The sequence below is a fragment of the Niveispirillum sp. KHB5.9 genome (assembly GCF_048066115.1).
Lineage (GTDB): Bacteria > Pseudomonadota > Alphaproteobacteria > Azospirillales > Azospirillaceae > Niveispirillum.
On record NZ_JBLTYX010000004.1, the window covers coordinates 1 to 15,630 of the forward strand.

The 15,630-nt window shown below is 64.5% G+C and carries 17 protein-coding genes; 10 read left to right on the forward strand and 7 right to left on the reverse strand.

Going from position 1 to position 15,630, the window contains the following annotated elements; genetic code table 11:
- The first annotated feature begins 40 nt into the window (after positions 1–40).
- Positions 41–670 carry a hypothetical protein gene (locus tag ACM9HJ_RS08800; RefSeq protein ID WP_416571344.1) on the forward strand — a complete coding sequence of 210 codons (630 nt, stop codon included), beginning with the start codon at positions 41–43 and terminating at the stop codon, positions 668–670.
- Between the two features lie 75 nt (positions 671–745).
- On the opposite strand, the gene ACM9HJ_RS08805 is transcribed toward ACM9HJ_RS08800, so the two are convergent.
- Positions 746–1,411 carry a helix-turn-helix transcriptional regulator gene (locus ACM9HJ_RS08805; protein ID WP_416571345.1) on the reverse strand — a complete coding sequence of 222 codons (666 nt, stop codon included), beginning with the start codon at positions 1,409–1,411 and terminating at the stop codon, positions 746–748.
- A 229-nt stretch (positions 1,412–1,640) separates the two neighbouring features.
- On the opposite strand from ACM9HJ_RS08805, the gene ACM9HJ_RS08810 reads away from it, so the two are divergent.
- Positions 1,641–2,375 (forward strand): glutathione S-transferase family protein, encoded by a 735-nt coding sequence (locus ACM9HJ_RS08810; protein WP_416571346.1) that lies wholly within the window; start codon positions 1,641–1,643, stop codon positions 2,373–2,375.
- Between the two features lie 19 nt (positions 2,376–2,394).
- On the opposite strand, the gene mltG is transcribed toward ACM9HJ_RS08810, so the two are convergent.
- From mltG to fabD, 5 genes are all read right to left on the reverse strand, one after another.
- The gene (mltG, locus tag ACM9HJ_RS08815; protein ID WP_416571347.1) at positions 2,395–3,342 is read right to left on the reverse strand and encodes an endolytic transglycosylase MltG; all 948 of its coding nucleotides are present in this window, start codon (positions 3,340–3,342) and stop codon (positions 2,395–2,397) included.
- A gap of 71 nt (positions 3,343–3,413) precedes the next feature.
- Positions 3,414–4,679, reverse strand: coding sequence for a beta-ketoacyl-ACP synthase II (gene fabF, locus ACM9HJ_RS08820; protein ID WP_416571348.1), 1,266 nt, complete (start codon positions 4,677–4,679; stop codon positions 3,414–3,416).
- A gap of 142 nt (positions 4,680–4,821) precedes the next feature.
- Entirely contained in the window at positions 4,822–5,058 is a 237-nt protein-coding gene (locus tag ACM9HJ_RS08825) for an acyl carrier protein (RefSeq protein ID WP_416571349.1), read from the reverse strand.
- 204 nt (positions 5,059–5,262) lie between these two features.
- Positions 5,263–6,003, reverse strand: a complete 741-nt coding sequence (gene fabG / locus ACM9HJ_RS08830) for a 3-oxoacyl-[acyl-carrier-protein] reductase (protein WP_416571350.1) — start codon at positions 6,001–6,003, stop codon at positions 5,263–5,265.
- Positions 6,004–6,031: 28 nt separating this feature from the next.
- Positions 6,032–6,967, reverse strand: coding sequence for an ACP S-malonyltransferase (fabD, locus tag ACM9HJ_RS08835; protein WP_416571351.1), 936 nt, complete (start codon positions 6,965–6,967; stop codon positions 6,032–6,034).
- Between the two features lie 394 nt (positions 6,968–7,361).
- Here fabD and ACM9HJ_RS08840 point away from each other — a divergent pair, with 394 nt between their 5' ends.
- The 8 genes from ACM9HJ_RS08840 to alr all read left to right on the forward strand — a co-directional run bounded on the left by ACM9HJ_RS08840 (position 7,362) and on the right by alr (position 14,605).
- Entirely contained in the window at positions 7,362–8,081 is a 720-nt protein-coding gene (locus ACM9HJ_RS08840) for a hypothetical protein (RefSeq protein ID WP_416571352.1), read from the forward strand.
- A gap of 71 nt (positions 8,082–8,152) precedes the next feature.
- Positions 8,153–8,956, forward strand: a complete 804-nt coding sequence (locus tag ACM9HJ_RS08845; RefSeq protein WP_416571353.1) for a hypothetical protein — start codon at positions 8,153–8,155, stop codon at positions 8,954–8,956.
- A gap of 195 nt (positions 8,957–9,151) precedes the next feature.
- Entirely contained in the window at positions 9,152–9,619 is a 468-nt protein-coding gene (rpsF, locus tag ACM9HJ_RS08850) for a 30S ribosomal protein S6 (RefSeq protein WP_416571354.1), read from the forward strand.
- Entirely contained in the window at positions 9,616–9,903 is a 288-nt protein-coding gene (gene rpsR / locus ACM9HJ_RS08855; protein WP_416571355.1) for a 30S ribosomal protein S18, read from the forward strand. Before rpsF ends, rpsR begins: the two co-directional genes overlap by 4 nt.
- Before the next feature lie 15 nt (positions 9,904–9,918).
- The gene (gene rplI, locus ACM9HJ_RS08860) at positions 9,919–10,476 is read left to right on the forward strand and encodes a 50S ribosomal protein L9 (RefSeq protein WP_416571356.1); all 558 of its coding nucleotides are present in this window, start codon (positions 9,919–9,921) and stop codon (positions 10,474–10,476) included.
- Between the two features lie 162 nt (positions 10,477–10,638).
- Positions 10,639–11,871 carry a class I SAM-dependent methyltransferase gene (locus ACM9HJ_RS08865; protein WP_416571357.1) on the forward strand — a complete coding sequence of 411 codons (1,233 nt, stop codon included), beginning with the start codon at positions 10,639–10,641 and terminating at the stop codon, positions 11,869–11,871.
- A 108-nt stretch (positions 11,872–11,979) separates the two neighbouring features.
- Positions 11,980–13,482, forward strand: coding sequence for a replicative DNA helicase (locus ACM9HJ_RS08870; RefSeq protein WP_416571358.1), 1,503 nt, complete (start codon positions 11,980–11,982; stop codon positions 13,480–13,482).
- The gene (alr, locus tag ACM9HJ_RS08875; protein ID WP_416571359.1) at positions 13,472–14,605 is read left to right on the forward strand and encodes an alanine racemase; all 1,134 of its coding nucleotides are present in this window, start codon (positions 13,472–13,474) and stop codon (positions 14,603–14,605) included. The genes ACM9HJ_RS08870 and alr overlap by 11 nt, the downstream gene beginning before the upstream one ends.
- A 9-nt stretch (positions 14,606–14,614) precedes the next feature.
- Here alr and ACM9HJ_RS08880 read toward each other — a convergent pair whose 3' ends face one another.
- Entirely contained in the window at positions 14,615–15,508 is an 894-nt protein-coding gene (locus tag ACM9HJ_RS08880) for a hypothetical protein (RefSeq protein WP_416571360.1), read from the reverse strand.
- Positions 15,509–15,630: the final 122 nt, after the last annotated feature.

The window sequence follows — 15,630 nt, forward strand, 5'->3', positions numbered from 1 at the left end:
CTTGGCGAAATACCCTTGAAACCAGAACATTGCGGGGAAAATGATACAATCATTAGAAGAGCTGGACAAAGCTCTATATGAAATTGTCTTATCTCGCATGGAAGAAATAGGCGACAACGATAGCGGCGCATACAGTTATTATGGACACAGAATAAAAGAACTTAAATGCGCCTTTATTTCATATGAATGGTGGTTACCACACGTTATTCAGGAAGCTCGCCCGGATCATGTTGTCTATGCCGGATCTGGATTTGGCTACTTGGCTTTCGCATTAGCCATGCTGGGCATTCCCGTGCATTGCTACGAAGGTGATCAAACGCGATTCAACACACTGCTTGCCATCCGCGACCGCTTGTCGGGGCAGATCCCAAATGTGCAGCAGCTTGTCACAGCCACCAACAGCAAGTTCCCGGATATTAATTTGCAATTGCCGGCAGGAAGGAATCTTTTCCTGACCGCTAATCTTGGCGCCAAGACTACGTCAGAGGTCCGTGACAGCATTCTGGACGAATTCAAAAAGTTCGACTGCGTGATCGTCTGTGAACGGTTATTTTGTGGCACCTATGGTACTGATGAAGAACGTTTGGCTATGCGCAACCGGATATTTGAGAAATATCCGTCTACGCGCCAGGAGTTCAAAGAATATTTTGCGCGATTTGACGCGATCTGAACGCTGACAAACCCTCCACCCACCTCGTCGCCCAGGTGTCGGATGGTGCCGTTCAGTAGACAAAGATGGTCAACGTTACTGTGACTGTATGCTTTTCCTCCAGCGCATCCGCAACGCGACGGGGCGTTCGGGATAGCGTTCGCCCATGAAGTCCGCCCTGACCACGCGGTCCGTGCGGAAATGGCGGAAATCGCCCCGCATCTCGCACCAGGCGGCCAGGGTGCGTGCATTCTCGAAATAGGCGATCAGGACGGGCCAGACGGTGCGCTCCGTCTCCCGCCCCTGTTCGTCACGGTAAAGCAGGGTGATCTTGCGCCCGGCATGGATAGCGGTGCGCAGGGCCACCATGTCGATGGCATCCTCCACCGCGCGCAGGCGGGGCGGGGCCACACTGGCCGGACGCTGCACCACGGGGCGCAGATCCTCCGGCACCGACGCTTCGATCTTGGCCATCAGGTCGGCGGCGGCCCGGGCCAGCACCGGGTCGCCCTGGCGCGACACCCATTGCGCACCCAGCATCGCCACCTCGATCTCGTCGGGTGTCAGCATCAAAGGCGGCATGTCGAATCCGCCGTCGAGCATATAGCCGATCCCGGCCTCCCCCCGGATGGGCACACGCTGGCCGATCAGCGTGGCGACGTCGCGATAGACCGAGCGTTTGGAAGTCTCCAGTTCCACCGCGATGGCATCGGCCGTCACCGGCCGGGGTGTGCGGCGCAGGATCTGGATGATCTGGAACAACCTGTCCGCCCGCCGCATCGCACCCTCGTTGATTCATGCGCCCTCAAACGCCGGGCGCCCGCATCCGCGGGCTTGGCTTGACACCGCACGTGCGGCGGGCCGGCGGTCGCCGGCCTCCAGGCGCATGGGTCAGAAACCCATGCCTCTGACTTCATTGCTGACAGTAGGGTGGCAGCAGGGGGCGTGTAAACCAATGCCATCACCCAACAACGCGATGATGGAGCCCGACATGATCAAGCTGCACGCTTTCGGCCCGGCCTTCGGCCTGCCCGACCCCAGCCCCTATATCACCAAGACGGAGGTGCAACTGCGCATGGCCGGGCTGGCGTATGAGAAGGTAAAGGGCGATCTGGAGCAGACGCCCAAGCACAAGTTGCCGATCATCGAGGATGACGGGCGGATCGTCGCCGACAGCACCTTCATCCGCACCCATATCGAGCGTACGCGCAGCATCGACCTGGACGAGGGGTTGAGCCTGCGGGAACGGGCGGAGGCCTGGGCGGTGGAGCGTATGCTGGAGGATCATCTGTGCTGGGCCATGGTGCATGAGCGCTGGATGGATGATGAGAATTTCCGGCGCGGGCCGGCCCTGTTCTTCCAGGGCGCGCCCGACCATCTGCGCGATGCCATCATCCAGGATGTGCGGGCCCGCGTGACCACCAACATGTATGCCCATGGCATCGGCCGGCATAGCGCGGCGGAACGGCTTGAACTGGCCAACCGGTCGCTGTCGGCACTGGCGGTGCTGCTGGGTGACAAGCCGTTCCTGATGGGCGACCGGCCCACGGGCGTGGATGCCTTCGCCTTCGCTTTGCTGGCCGGGTTGATGTCACCCCAATTCGACACGCCGATCCGCCAGGCGGCAGAGGCCCATGGCGCCTTCGGCCCCTATGTCCGGCGCATGGCGGCGCGGTTCTATCCCGGTCATGCCTGGTGGTGGGACCGCGAAGCAGCAGCGGCGTGAAGATAGCGGCGGCGGGTGGTCAATCCCCGTCCCGCACCCGCCGCCATTTCACGACGTTGCGGTTATGCTCCTCCAGCGTTTCCGCGAAGGCGTGGCCGCCGGTGCCATCGGCCACGAAATAGATGTAGCGGTGCGCTTCCGGCTTCAGCACGGCCTGCAAGGACAACAGGCCCGGATTGGCGATGGGTCCGGGCGGCAGGCCGGCCAACACATAGGTATTGTAGGGGGATTCCAGCTTCCAGTCGGCGCGGGTCAGATCACGGTCGATCTGACCGCGCCCGTCCGACAGGACATAAATGATGGTCGGATCGGATTGCAGGCGCATGCCGATCCTGAGCCGGTTCACGAACACGCCTGCCACGCGCGGGCGCTCGGCAGCCACACCCGTCTCCTTCTCCACGATGGAGGCCAGGATAACGGCTTCCTGCTTGGATTTCAGCGGCAGGTCAGGGTCGCGTTCCGCCCATAGCCGATCCAGGGCCTTCTCCATGTCCACCGACATGCGAGCCAACAGGTCGGTTCGGGCGTCATCACGCAGGAACTGATAGGTTTCCGGCAACAATGTCCCCTCGGCCGGGATGGCGGTGACATCACCCGCCAGCCTTGCCTCTCCGCGCAGCCGTTCCACGATCTGCCAGCTGGTCAGACCCTCAGGCACGGTGACGCGGTGAACGATGACCTTGCCGCTGATGATCAGGTCCAGCGCACCCTTCACGCTGGTGCCGGCCGGAAACAGATATTCGCCGGCCTTCAGCCTGGCACCGTCGCCGCGCAGGCGGGATGCGGCCAGCACCTCCACGGAGTGGCGAACCACCCCGCCCTCGGCCAGTTTCTGGGCAATGCCCTGCACGCCGGCGCCGCGCGGGATGACGATGGCCGTGTCCGCCGCCAGGGGACCGGGACCGGTATAGAGCCGCCAGCCGAACCAGGCGCCGCCGGCACCCAGCAGGCCGATGACAAAAACCAACGCCGCCGTCGGCAGAAGCCAACGGCGGCGCGGTTTCGTCTGATTTTCCGTCGCGTTGCCCACGCCGGATGTCAGGACAGGGCCTTGAAGACCAGCGAGGCGTTGGTGCCGCCGAAGCCGAAGCTGTTCGACAGGGCAGCCCGCACCTTGCGTTCCTTGGCCACCTTCGGCACCAGATCGGCGCCTTCGGTCCCCTCGTCCGGATTTTCCAGATTCAGGGTCGGCGGAACGATCTGGTCGCGGATGGACAGGACCGAATAGATGGCTTCCACGGCACCGGCGGCACCCAGCAGGTGACCGATGGCCGACTTGGTCGACGACATGGACGCACCGGCCAGATCATTGCCGAACAGCCGCTTCACAGCCCCCAGCTCGATCAGGTCGCCCATCGGCGTGGAGGTGCCGTGCGCGTTGATGTAATCCACGTCGCCGGGGTTCATGCCGGCACGCTTCATGGCCATGCGCATGGAGCGGAAGCCGCCATTGCCGTCTTCGGACGGCGACGTGATGTGATAGGCATCACCCGACAGGCCATAACCGACCACTTCGGCGTAAATCTTCGCGCCACGGGCCTTGGCGTGCTCCAACTCCTCCAGCACGACCACGCCCGCACCCTCGCCCATGACGAAACCGTCGCGGTCCTTGTCATAGGGGCGGCTGCCCTTTTCCGGCGTGTCGTTATAGCTGGTGGACAGGGCGCGGGCGGCGGCGAAGCCGGCCATGCCCAGGCGGCTGACCGCACCTTCGGCACCACCGGCGATCATCACGTCGGCATCGTCCAGCGCGATCATGCGCGCGGCATCGCCGATGGAATGGGCCCCCGTGGAACAGGCCGTGACCACCGCGTGGTTAGGGCCCTTGTAGCCATGGTTGATGGAGATATGGCCCGACGCCAGATTGATCAGGCAGGACGGGATGAAGAAGGGGGAAACGCGGCGCGGACCCTTCTCCTGCAGGATCAGCGACGTCTCGTAGATGCCGGGCAGACCGCCGATGCCGGAGCCCACGGAAACGCCCGTGCGCTCGAATTCCTCGTCATTGGACGGCTTCCAGCCGCTGTCCTTGATGGCTTCATCCGCCGCCGCGATGGCGAACATGATGAAGTCGTCCATCTTCTTCTGTTCCTTGGGCGGAATGAAGAGATCGAGGTTCAGCGTACCGTCGCTGCCATCGCCGCGCGGCACCTGGCCGGCGATGCGGCAGGGGAGATCGGAGACCTCGAAGCCCTGGATGGTGCGAATGCCCGACTGACCCTTGATCAGCCGATCCCAGTTGGTTTGCACCCCGACCCCGAGCGGAGTCACGAGACCCATACCGGTGATGACGACGCGGCGCATGTATCCGACCTGTAGGCAGTGAAAAAGGAAAGACGGGCGACGGCCATGGCCGGGCCCGGACAAGCACATGGTGATGCCAGGGCGGGATTGCCAGGACCGGGGCCGGCATCGATGCCGGCCCCGCCCCCTCCCACCTTGGAAATCAGCCCTGCTTGGAGCTGATGAAGCTGATGGCGTCAGCCACGGTCAGGATCTTCTCGGCGGCGTCATCGGGGATCTCGATGCCGAATTCCTCTTCGAACGCCATGACCAGCTCGACGGTGTCCAGGCTGTCGGCGCCCAGATCGTCGATGAAGCTGGCGGTGTCGGTGACCTTGGCCTCGTCCACGCCCAGGTGCTCGACGACGATCTTCTTCACGCGTTCAGCAACATCGCTCATTTATTTGACCTTTCAGAATTTCCGGTGGGACCGGCCGGGGCCGGTTGTTGAGGGTCACCGCGGGAACGAACAAGCGCATTCCTTGCCCGGCCCGCGACGCCGGTCAGGAAAGTGCCGTCACTTAACATGAACGGCGGCCCCTGACCAGCACTCGCAGCAGAAGGATACGGCGGGCCCGCATGCGCCGGCCCGTCCGACCCTTCCTTAGATCATGGCCATGCCGCCATTCACATGCAGCGTCTGCCCCGTGACATAGGCGGCCTCGGTGGAGGCCAGATACAGTACGGCGGCGGCGATGTCATCGGGCGTGCCCAGGCGGCCGGCGGGAATGCGGCTGTTCATCGCCTCCTTCTGGGCGTCGTTCAGCACATCGGTCATGGCGGTGGAGATCATGCCGGGCGCCACGGTATTCACCGTGATGCCGCGCGTCGCCACTTCCTGGGCCAGCGCCTTGGACATGCCGATCATGCCGGCCTTGCTGGCGGCATAGTTCACCTGGCCGGGATTGCCGGTGACGCCGACGACCGAGGTGATGCCGATGATGCGGCCCCAGCGGCGCTTCATCATGCCCTTCACGGCGGCACGGGCCAGACGGAAACCGGCCGTCAGGTTGACATTGATGACGCTGTCCCAGTCCTCGTCCTTCATGCGCAGGATCAGGCCGTCGCGGGTCAGGCCGGCATTGTTGACCAGGATATCGACCGTGCCGCCCAAGGCGGCCTCGGCCTTCTTGAACAGTTCCTCCACCTGTGCCGGATCGGACAGGTTGGCGGGAACGACGACTGCACCCTCGCCCAGCTCCGCGGCCAGCGCTTCCAGCGCCTCCACCTTGGTGCCGTGCAGGGCGACCTTGGCGCCCTTGGCGTGCAGGGTGCGGGCGATGGCGGCACCAATGCCGCCCGAAGCACCCGTGACCAGGGCCGTTTTGCCGCTCAGGTCGAACATGGAAAACCTCCAGAAAGAATGAAGCGGATCAGCCCAGGGTGAAACCGTCGATATCGGCCGGAAGGCCGACGGAACTGGCCAGCAGTTCCTTGTCGATGCGCTTGGCCAGACCGGCCAGCACCTTGCCGGCACCCAGTTCCACCAGTTCCGTCACGCCCTGCTCCTTCATGAACAGCACGCTTTCGCGCCAGCGGACAGCACCGGTCACCTGTTCCACCAGCAGGCGGCGGATGGCTTCCGGATCGGTCACGGCCGACGCGGTGACATTGGCGACCAGCGGGGCGGCGGGGGACGTGATGATCGTGCCGGCCAGCGCTTCGGCCATGGCATCGGCGGCCGGCTGCATCAACGGGCAATGGAAAGGGGCGGACACGGGCAGCAGCATGGCGCGCTTGAACCCGCGCTCCGCCGCGATCTTGATGGCGCGCTCGACGGCTTCCTTGTGCCCCGACACCACCACCTGGCCAGGGGCATTGTCGTTGGCGGCGGTGCAGACCTGGCCCTGGGCGGCCTCGGCCGCGATTTCGCGCGCCGCATCCAGGTCGGCACCCAGGATGGCGGCCATGGCCCCCACGCCCACGGGCACGGCCTTTTGCATCGACTGGCCGCGCAGCTTCAGCAGGCGCGCCGTATCGGACAGGGAGATGGCGCCCGAGGCGCACAGCGCCGAATATTCGCCCAGGCTGTGGCCGGCGACGAAGGCGGCCTTGGACAGGTCCAGGCCCTTTTCGGCCTGCAGCACGCGGGTCACGGCCACGGACACGGCCATCAAGGCCGGCTGCGCATTCTCCGTCAGGGTCAGATCCTCACCCGGCCCTTCGAACATCAGGGCGGAGAGCTTCTGGCCCAGGGCCTCGTCCACTTCGGCGAAGGTGTCGCGGGCAATGGCGAACCGTTCGGCCAGCTCGCGGCCCATGCCGACGGCCTGGCTGCCCTGGCCGGGAAAGACGAAAGCGCGGGTCATCAAGGTAGTCCTGCAATAAATCCGGTGCGGCCTTGATACAGCGGTGCGTGGCCCTGTCAAGCTGTCAGCACCCCGACAACAGGTCCCGAACCTTGTGACGATTACGGAAGCCGATGCTAAGCCGATGGAAATACTGGCTTGAAGGCCCGTGCATGGAGATATCGCAGTGCCGGAGCCGCGGGAAGGCGAGTGGCACCCCGTGCCATACATCAACCCGATGGTAAGCGATCATATCGAATCTATCAGCGCCCTATGCGGGCAAGGCCGATCACCTTATACTACCTGCAACCACCAGCCGGGATGCGCCATGGCAAGCCCGCGACGTCAGGCACCGAACGCCCGCCACCCCCTTGCAGCCGCGATGCTGCTGGCCTGGGCACTGGTTTGTATGCCCATGGCTGCCCCCGCGGACGATGTGGCCGACAGTTTCGGTGATCCTACCCTCCCCGGGGTGACATTGGCAGTGCCGGTGATACCGACCATCGTCGACAGCAAGGGGCTGCTGGTGCCTGCCATGCGCGCCTGGCTTGGTCGCGTGGCCGCGGGGGCGAACATCCATCTGAAGATACAGGCCGCCAATTTCGACCGGCGATCCGCCGACATGGCGCGATCCGCCGACCATTGCGTGCTGGGCTATGCCAGGCTGCCGGCGCGGGAGGACAAGGCGCGCTGGCTGGCGCCGGTGCGACGCGACCGCATGATCTTCGTGGCCCGGCATGACGACCCGTTCCAGGGCGGGCTTGACGCCTTCATGAAAGCCGCCGACGGCAAGGTCGCGGCCCCCAGCGGCGTCTATCGCGAGGCGTTGGCCCAGCGCGGCGTCGAATACGTCGCCATCGACGATCAGCGGGCGTTGGCGCGCATGGTGGAGGCCGGTCGCGTCCGCTTCGGCATGCTGATCGCCGGCAGCCTGAACGCGCCGGAGGTACAGGCCATGCAATTGCGCGTCGTGGCGGAGATGCCGCCGCAGGAATTCTGGTTCGCCTGTTCACCCCTGATGCCCGACAGCGTGGCGGTGTCCCTGACCCGCGCTCTCCGGGATGGACATACCGAGGCATTGCGCCGGCTGGCCATGGCGGAGACACCGGCGGAGGAACGGACACCCACGCAATAGGGCGGCGCCCGCGCTTTTCCGGTAACAAAAGCTGGCCTATACTGTCGGCATACCCTTGATCGGGATATGCGATGGCAATCCTTCCCCGTGTTGCCCGACTGTGTATTGCCCGACTGCCGGCTGCGCTGATCGCCGGCGGCCTGCTGATGGTGATCAGCACAGCCGGCGCGGTGGGAACCGTGCTGGAGACAATCGGCCCCGCAAACGGGCCGGAGGTGGCGTTGCTGATCGCCAATACCCCCACGACGATGGACAGTGCCGGCAATCTGCGCCCCGCCCTGCGGCAATGGATCGGCCATATCGCCACGCAGGGCGAGGTCCATGTCAGCGTGCGGACCGTAACCGTCGACCAGCGGCAGGACGAGGCGCTGAAGAGCCCCGGCACTTGCGCCATGAGCTATGCCCGCCTGCCGGCGCGGGAGGACAAGGTGCGCTGGCTGGCCGAGGTGAAGCGCGACCGCATGGTGTTCATCGCCCGCCGGGATGACCCGTTCCAGGGCAGCCTGTCCGACTTCCTGCGCATCACCAACGGCAAGCTTGGCGCGCCCAGCGGCATCTATCGCGATATCCTGGAAAATCGCGGCATCCGCCACACACCCGTGGACGACCAGCTTTCACTGGCACGCATGGTGGAAGCAGGAGAACCCCGCTTCGGCCTGCTGATCGGTGGGGCCATGCACACGCCGGAGATCAGGGCCATGGCCGTCCGTGTGGTGGCCGAACTGCCGCAGGCGAGTTTCTGGTTCGCCTGCTCCGCCGCCATGCCCGATATGTTGTCAACAAGGTTGGCGGCCGTGCTGCATACGAAGGAGGCGGAAGCGCTGCGCCGGGAGGCCCTGGGCAATCTGGCGCCCGCGCGGTCGGTCGGGCAATAGCCCCATGCGACATGATCGCCCCGCCCATGTCCCGGCCAGATCCCGCCGGGCCTTGCACCGCGCGGCCCTTTCTGTATAGTGCGCGCCTTCCGAAACCCCGCCGGTGCTTTGCCAAGGCGCCGGCTAGGACCGTGCGGCTGATCCGGGGCATGCCCAGGACACAGCGGCGGACCATCAATAGCCATGGGGAGTTATATGGCACTGTATGAATCGATCCTGATTTTCCGTCAGGACATCTCCTCGACTCAGGTGGAAAGCCTGACCGAGACCTTCAGCACGATCCTGAAGGACAATGGCGGCTCCGTCGTCAAGACCGAACAGTGGGGTCTGAAGACCCTGACCTACCGGATCAAGAAGAACCGCAAGGGTCATTACGTCTATCTCGGCCTGGATGCGCCCGCCGCCGCCATCGCCGAAATGGAACGCAACCTGTCGATCAACGAAGACGTGCTGCGCGTCATGACCGTCAAAGTCGAGAAGATCGACGAAGGCCAGACCGCCATGCTCGCCAACAAGGGCGAGCGCGCGGAGCGTGGCCCCCGCGGTGGCTTCGGCGACCGTGGCCCCCGTCGTGAATTCGGCGATCGTGGTCCGCGCGAGGGCGGCTTCAGCCGTGGCCCGCGTCGTGACGCCGCCGTGGAAGGTGAAGGAGACCGCGCATGACCACCGAACGTCCCCAGGGCGGTGCTCCCGCCGGTGGCGCCCCCCGCTCCGGCGGCGGTGGTCGTCGCCCGTTCTTCCGTCGCCGGAAGACCTGCCCGTTCTCCGGCCCGAACGCGCCGGCGATCGATTACAAGGATATCAAGCTGCTGTCCCGGTTCATCTCCGAGCGTGGCAAGATTGTCCCGTCCCGTATCACCGCCGTCTCGGCGAAGAAGCAGCGTGAGCTGGCCCGTGCGATCAAGCGCGCCCGCTTCCTGGCTCTTCTGCCGTACGTCGTCAAGTAAACCAGGAGAAAAGACATGGACGTCATTCTGCTGGAACGCGTCGAGAAGCTGGGTCAGCTGGGTCAGGTGGTCAAGGTGAAGCCGGGCTATGCCCGTAACTACCTGCTGCCGAAGAAGAAGGCCCTGCGCGCCACCAAGGAAAACCTGGCCGTCTTCGAGGCCCAGAAAGCGCAGCTGGAAGCTCGCAATCTGGAGCTGAAGAAGGAAGCCGAGGTCGTAGCGACCAAGGTGAACGGCCTTTCCGTCGTTGTGGTCCGTCAGGCCGCCGAATCCGGCGTCCTGTACGGCTCGGTCAGCTCGCGCGATATCGCCGAGGCCGTGACCGCTGCCGGCACGACCATTTCCCGTGGTCAGGTCGCGATCCCCGATCCGATCAAGACCCTGGGTCTGTTCAAGATCCGCGTCATCCTGCACCCGGAAGTGTCCGTCGCCATCACGGTGAACGTGGCCCGTTCGGTCGAGGAAGCCGCCGTCCAGGCCGCCCGTGGCGGCATGGTCGTCGGTCGCGACGAGGATGAGGACGAGGAAGAAGCGGTCGAAGAGACCGAAGCCACCGAAGAGACCGAGGCCTGATTTAAGGCCCCGGTTGCCGGATGGAGACATCCGGCCTTCTGGTAGACGGGATGAGGGCGGTTTCCTTCGGGGGACCGCCCTTTTTCTTTTGGCCAGCTTTGCGACAGCGCGCGGCGGGACTACCTTTTCAAGACGCACCAGCGGCTTGGGAGATGTTCCGACATGCTGTTGTTCCGTTTTCTGCGCGCCATCGTCACCCAGGGCAGCCTTACCGTCATTGATGCGCGCGGTCAGCCGCACAAGTTCGGCACCGACATGCCTGGCATCAGACCGGTGAAGGTGCGCCTGACCGATCCGGCCCTGGAATGGACGCTGGGCCTGCATCCCGGGCTTTTCGCCGGGGAAGCCTATATGGACGGTACCCTGCAGATGGTGGAGGGCAGCCTTTACGACTTTGTCGATCTGATCACCCGCAATATCGGGTTCAGCCATATGGGCCCGGCGGGATTTGTCCAGCGCTTCGGCGTCGGTGTGCAGCGCTTCATCCAGCAGCGCAACCCGCTGGACCGGTCACGCCGCAACGTGGCCCACCATTATGATCTGTCCAGGCACTTCTATGATCTGTTCCTGGATGCGGACCGGCAATATTCCTGCGCCTACTTCCCCGAACCGGGGATGAGCCTGGAGGCCGCACAAGACGCCAAGAAGCGGCATATCGCGGCCAAGCTGCTGCTGAAGCCGGGCCAGGAGGTACTGGATGTTGGCTGCGGCTGGGGCGGCATGGCGCTGACGCTGGCCAAGCTGGCCGATGTGCATGTCACCGGCATCACGCTGTCCACCGAACAACTGGCCGTGGCGCGGGAACGGGCGACGGCGGCGGGCCTGTCGGACCGGGTACGGTTCGAACTGTGCGATTACCGCGAACTGCCGGGCCGGTTCGACCGTATCGTCAGCGTCGGCATGTTCGAACATGTCGGCGTGCCGCAGTACCCCACCTTCTTCAAGAAGGTTCGCGAGCTGCTGGCCGATGACGGGGTGGCGCTGCTGCATTCCATCGGAAGGGCGGAGGGGCCGGGCACCACCAACCCCTGGATCCGCAAATATATCTTCCCCGGCGGCTATTCCCCCTCCCTGTCGGAGGTCACGCCGGCCATCGAGGGGGCCGGCCTGTGGCTGACCGATATGGAGGTCTGGCGCCTGCATTACGCGGAGACGCTGCGCCATTGGCGCGAACGGTTCCTGGCCAATCGCGACAAGGTGCTGGAGCTTTATGATGAGCGGTTCTGCCGGATGTGGGAATTCTATCTGGTGGGATCGGAATGCGCCTTCCGCCACCAGGGCCACATGGTGTTCCAGGCCCAGCTGGCCCGCGACGTCCATGCCCTGCCGACCGCCCGCGACTATATGCTGACCGATGAGCGGGGGATGGCGGAGCGGCAGACGCGGGCAGCGTGAATGGGCAACTTATCCACAGCTTATCCCCAGATCGTTCCCCTTCTTTCTCAAGCCCCATCCTTGCGACGGCATGACGGCGCCCATGCGGGTCGCTAAAGTACGCCCGCCATGGATACCAAGCTGATCGACCCGTCCGGCTTTGCCGGTGCCGCCCCCATCGCCTATCGCACGCCGCCCCATAACGAGGAGGCGGAGCAGACGGTGCTGGGCGCCATCCTTGTCAATAACAAGGCATTTGAAAAGGTTGGTGAATTCCTGCGGCCGGAGCATTTCTTCGACCCCGCCAACCAGAAGATTTTCCAGGCCATCCTGAAGATGGTCGACCGGGGTCAGGTCGCCAATCCGATCACCCTGAAAGCCTATTTCGAGCAGGACCGCGACCTGTCGGAAATCGGCGGGCCGGAATATCTGGCGCGCCTGGCCGCGGCCATCGTCACTGTCCATAATCTGGAGGATTACGGTCGGGTTATCCACGACGCCTTCCTGCGCCGGCAGTTGATCGAAGTCGGCGAGGATATGGTCAATCAGGCCTATAAGCACGACATCGACATCGCCGCCAACGACCAGATCGAAGATGCGGAAAAGAAGCTGTTCGAGCTGGCGGCCACGGGCGACATCAAGGGCGATTTCATCCCCTTCGACCGGGCGCTGACCGCCGCCATCGCCACCGCCGAAGCCGCCTTCCGCCGCACCAGCCATGTCACCGGCGTCACCTCGGGCCTACGCGACCTGGACGGCAAGCTGGGCGGGTTGCACCCCTCGGACCTGCTGATCCTGGCCGGTCGTCCGTCGATGGGTAAGACCGCGCTGGCCACGAACATCGCCTTCAACGCCGCCAAGGCCTATATGCTGTCCGGCGGCAAGGAGGGGGCGCCCGTCGGCTTCTTCTCGCTGGAAATGTCGGCCGAACAGCTGGCTTTGCGTATCCTGGCCGATCAGGCGGAAGTGTCGGGTGACAAGATCCGTCGTGGTGAGATTTCCGCCACCGACTTCCCCAAGTTCGTGGAGGCCAGCCAGTATCTGGCCCGCGTGCCCTTCTTCGTGGATGATACGCCGGCGCTCACAATCACCGCCGTGCGTACCCGTGCCCGGCGCCTGAAGCGCACACATGGGCTGGGCCTTGTGGTGGTCGACTATCTTCAGCTGCTGCGCGGTGGCGGGTCCAGCCGGGGTGAGCAGAATCGCGTGCAGGAAATCTCAGAGATTACGCGCGGCCTGAAGGCCATCGCCAAGGAACTGGAACTGCCCGTTATCGCCCTGTCGCAGCTGTCGCGTTCGGTGGAAAGCCGCGAGGACAAACGGCCGCAGCTGTCGGATTTGCGTGAATCGGGCTCGATCGAGCAGGATGCCGACGTCGTCATGTTCGTGTTCCGCGAGCAATATTATCTGGAGCGTGCCGAGCCGGGCCGACGCCCGGACGAGTCGGAAGACAAGTATAATGACCGGTACGCGCAGTGGCAGGACCGGCTGGCCCAGGTCCACAACACCGCCGACGTGATCATCGGCAAGCAGCGTCACGGCCCCGTCGGCACCGTCCGCCTGTTCTTCGACGGCAATTATACCCGCTTCGGCGACCTGGAAACCCAGCATGGCGTGTCTTATGACGACTGAGCTGGCGGGGCTGCTGGACAGCCCCGAGGCAGCCCGTGTCGGTGCCGTGCTGGTCATCGACAAGGGCGCACTGGTCGCGAACTGGTGTGCCATGGCCGATCGCGCCGCCAGCGCCGAATGCGCCGCCGTGGTCAAGGCCAATGGGTACGGCCTGGGCGATGTCGCAGTGGCCACGACCCTGTGGGGAGCTGGCGCCAGAAGTTTCTTCGTGGCCGATATCGAGGCCGGGGTGCGGGTCAAAGCCACCCTGCCCGCTTCCCGCACCATCGTCCTGCACGGCGTGCCGGCGGGGACAGAGGATGAACTGGCCACGCGCGGGCTGGTCCCGGTGCTGAGCAGCCTGGGCGAGATCGAGCGCTGGGGTGCATTTGCCCGCAAGCTAGGTCACAAACTGCCGGCGCTTATTCATGTCGATACCGGAATGAACCGCCTGGGCCTGCCCGGCGGCGAATTAGACCGGCTGTGCAATGATCAAGCAACGCTGCTGCAAGGCCTGGATGTCCAGGCCTGGATGAGCCATCTGGCCTGTGCCGATGATCCCGCCAATCCGCTGACGGCGGAGCAATTGCGGCGGGTGCAGGCGGCGCTGGCGCGGCTGCCCAACGCGCCGGTCAGCCTGTCCAACTCCGCCGGCATCTTCCATGGCGCGGATTATCATTTCGATCTGGTGCGGCCGGGCATCGCGCTTTACGGTCCCAACCCCGCCCCCTGGCTGCCCAACCCGATGCGGCCGGTGATCCGGCTGTTGGCCCGCATCCTCCAGGTCCGTGACGTGGTCCCACCCGATACGGTCGGATATGACGCCACCCACCGCATCACGGCACCGGGCAAAGTGGCGGCCCTGGGCATGGGTTATGCCGACGGCTATCCCTGGTCACTGGCCGGCAAGGGGGTGGTGATGATCGGCGGGCACGCCGCACCCTTGGTTGGGCGGGTGTCGATGGACCTGCTGACGGCCGATGTGACGGGCGTTCCCGACCACCTGCTGAAAGTCGGCGGCTGGGCCGACGTCATCGGCCCGCATCGCGATGTGGATCAGGTCGCCAAGGAGGCCGGTACCATCGGGTACGAGGTGCTGACGCGTCTGGGGTCGCGGTATCACCGGATTTATGTCGGCGGTTGAGCCAAGCCCTTACGCCGTGATGGAAATGAAGCTCTCCGACGTCTGCACCGCGATGGTGAGGGTTTCGGTGTAGGTGGTGGTATAGGTCACATCCAGCACGGCACCGGCATCGACGCCACTCGTCTCCGACGCGCCGCCGGGGTCCATCCCCTCCAGCGTGCCATTCAGCCGTTCCAGCGTCTCTCCCGCCGCCGCCAGATCGTCGCGCGCCGCCTTCAGCGCCTCCTCATACTCCTTCTTGTCCTCCTCGCTCATCCAGACCGTGTTGCCCTTGTTGGCTTCGGCCTGGGTCAGCAGGGTGCGGGCGCGGCCCGCCACATCGCGCACCTCCTGCACATAGGCGCGGGCGAAGGAGATGGGAACACCACCGGCCGTCATGCCGGGCTGCTGTGCCACAGGTTTTGCGGGGTCCGGTTCCCCGCGCGCGATGGCGGCGGCCCGCTCAGCCGGATCGACATCACGGCCTTCGACAAGGTTCTTGGCCTCATCGGCCAGATTGCGGGTCATGCCCGACGCTTCGCGGGCAATATGGGCCAGCTTGCGAGCGTCGCCCTTGGCCGCGGCCTGACGCGCCTCCTGCTCCAGTTCGCCCATGCGGCGCTTGCCCTGGTTCAGCTTTTCGGTGGCGGCCTTGCGGTCGATATCCGACCGGGCCTGATCCATATATTTGGAAAGTTCCTCGACGCGCGCGGCGGATTTCGCGGCATCCTGAAAGGCGCCGCCGGTGATGCCGATATCCATCAGGCGCTTGAACATGTCCTTCTGGGACGTGCCCTGATATTCAGGGCTGTCGACCTTCCTGAACCGCTCCTCAACCGCCTTGTCGACATGGCGGTCGATAGCCGTCTTCATCGCCTGCGCATTCGTGGCGTTGAAGAGCGAACCCGCGTTTAGCGAGATCATGGGCTCCCCCGATGCGATCATTTTGATCCGCATAAAAGGTACGACACTCGCGCGATAGGCTCAAGTTGCTAAAATTGTATCTTTAGTCATAGTCGCCGAAAAGAAACCGCCCGGCAGGTTTC

What these genes read in the sequence shown, in the direction of transcription:
- rpsF (WP_416571354.1), top strand. Translation starts at nt 9,152, where the DNA reads ATGGCACTGTATGAATCGATCCTGATTTTCCGTCAGGACATCTCCTCG.
- ACM9HJ_RS08880 (WP_416571360.1), bottom strand. Translation starts at nt 15,508, where the DNA reads ATGATCTCGCTAAACGCGGGTTCGCTCTTCAACGCCACGAATGCGCAG.
- rpsR (WP_416571355.1), top strand. Translation starts at nt 9,616, where the DNA reads ATGACCACCGAACGTCCCCAGGGCGGTGCTCCCGCCGGTGGCGCCCCC.
- fabD (WP_416571351.1), bottom strand. Translation starts at nt 6,967, where the DNA reads ATGACCCGCGCTTTCGTCTTTCCCGGCCAGGGCAGCCAGGCCGTCGGC.
- ACM9HJ_RS08845 (WP_416571353.1), top strand. Translation starts at nt 8,153, where the DNA reads ATGGCAATCCTTCCCCGTGTTGCCCGACTGTGTATTGCCCGACTGCCG.
- fabG (WP_416571350.1), bottom strand. Translation starts at nt 6,003, where the DNA reads ATGTTCGACCTGAGCGGCAAAACGGCCCTGGTCACGGGTGCTTCGGGC.
- fabF (WP_416571348.1), bottom strand. Translation starts at nt 4,679, where the DNA reads ATGCGCCGCGTCGTCATCACCGGTATGGGTCTCGTGACTCCGCTCGGG.
- alr (WP_416571359.1), top strand. Translation starts at nt 13,472, where the DNA reads ATGACGACTGAGCTGGCGGGGCTGCTGGACAGCCCCGAGGCAGCCCGT.
- ACM9HJ_RS08870 (WP_416571358.1), top strand. Translation starts at nt 11,980, where the DNA reads ATGGATACCAAGCTGATCGACCCGTCCGGCTTTGCCGGTGCCGCCCCC.
- ACM9HJ_RS08810 (WP_416571346.1), top strand. Translation starts at nt 1,641, where the DNA reads ATGATCAAGCTGCACGCTTTCGGCCCGGCCTTCGGCCTGCCCGACCCC.
- ACM9HJ_RS08825 (WP_416571349.1), bottom strand. Translation starts at nt 5,058, where the DNA reads ATGAGCGATGTTGCTGAACGCGTGAAGAAGATCGTCGTCGAGCACCTG.
- ACM9HJ_RS08800 (WP_416571344.1), top strand. Translation starts at nt 41, where the DNA reads ATGATACAATCATTAGAAGAGCTGGACAAAGCTCTATATGAAATTGTC.
- ACM9HJ_RS08865 (WP_416571357.1), top strand. Translation starts at nt 10,639, where the DNA reads ATGCTGTTGTTCCGTTTTCTGCGCGCCATCGTCACCCAGGGCAGCCTT.
- rplI (WP_416571356.1), top strand. Translation starts at nt 9,919, where the DNA reads ATGGACGTCATTCTGCTGGAACGCGTCGAGAAGCTGGGTCAGCTGGGT.
- ACM9HJ_RS08840 (WP_416571352.1), top strand. Translation starts at nt 7,362, where the DNA reads ATGGCTGCCCCCGCGGACGATGTGGCCGACAGTTTCGGTGATCCTACC.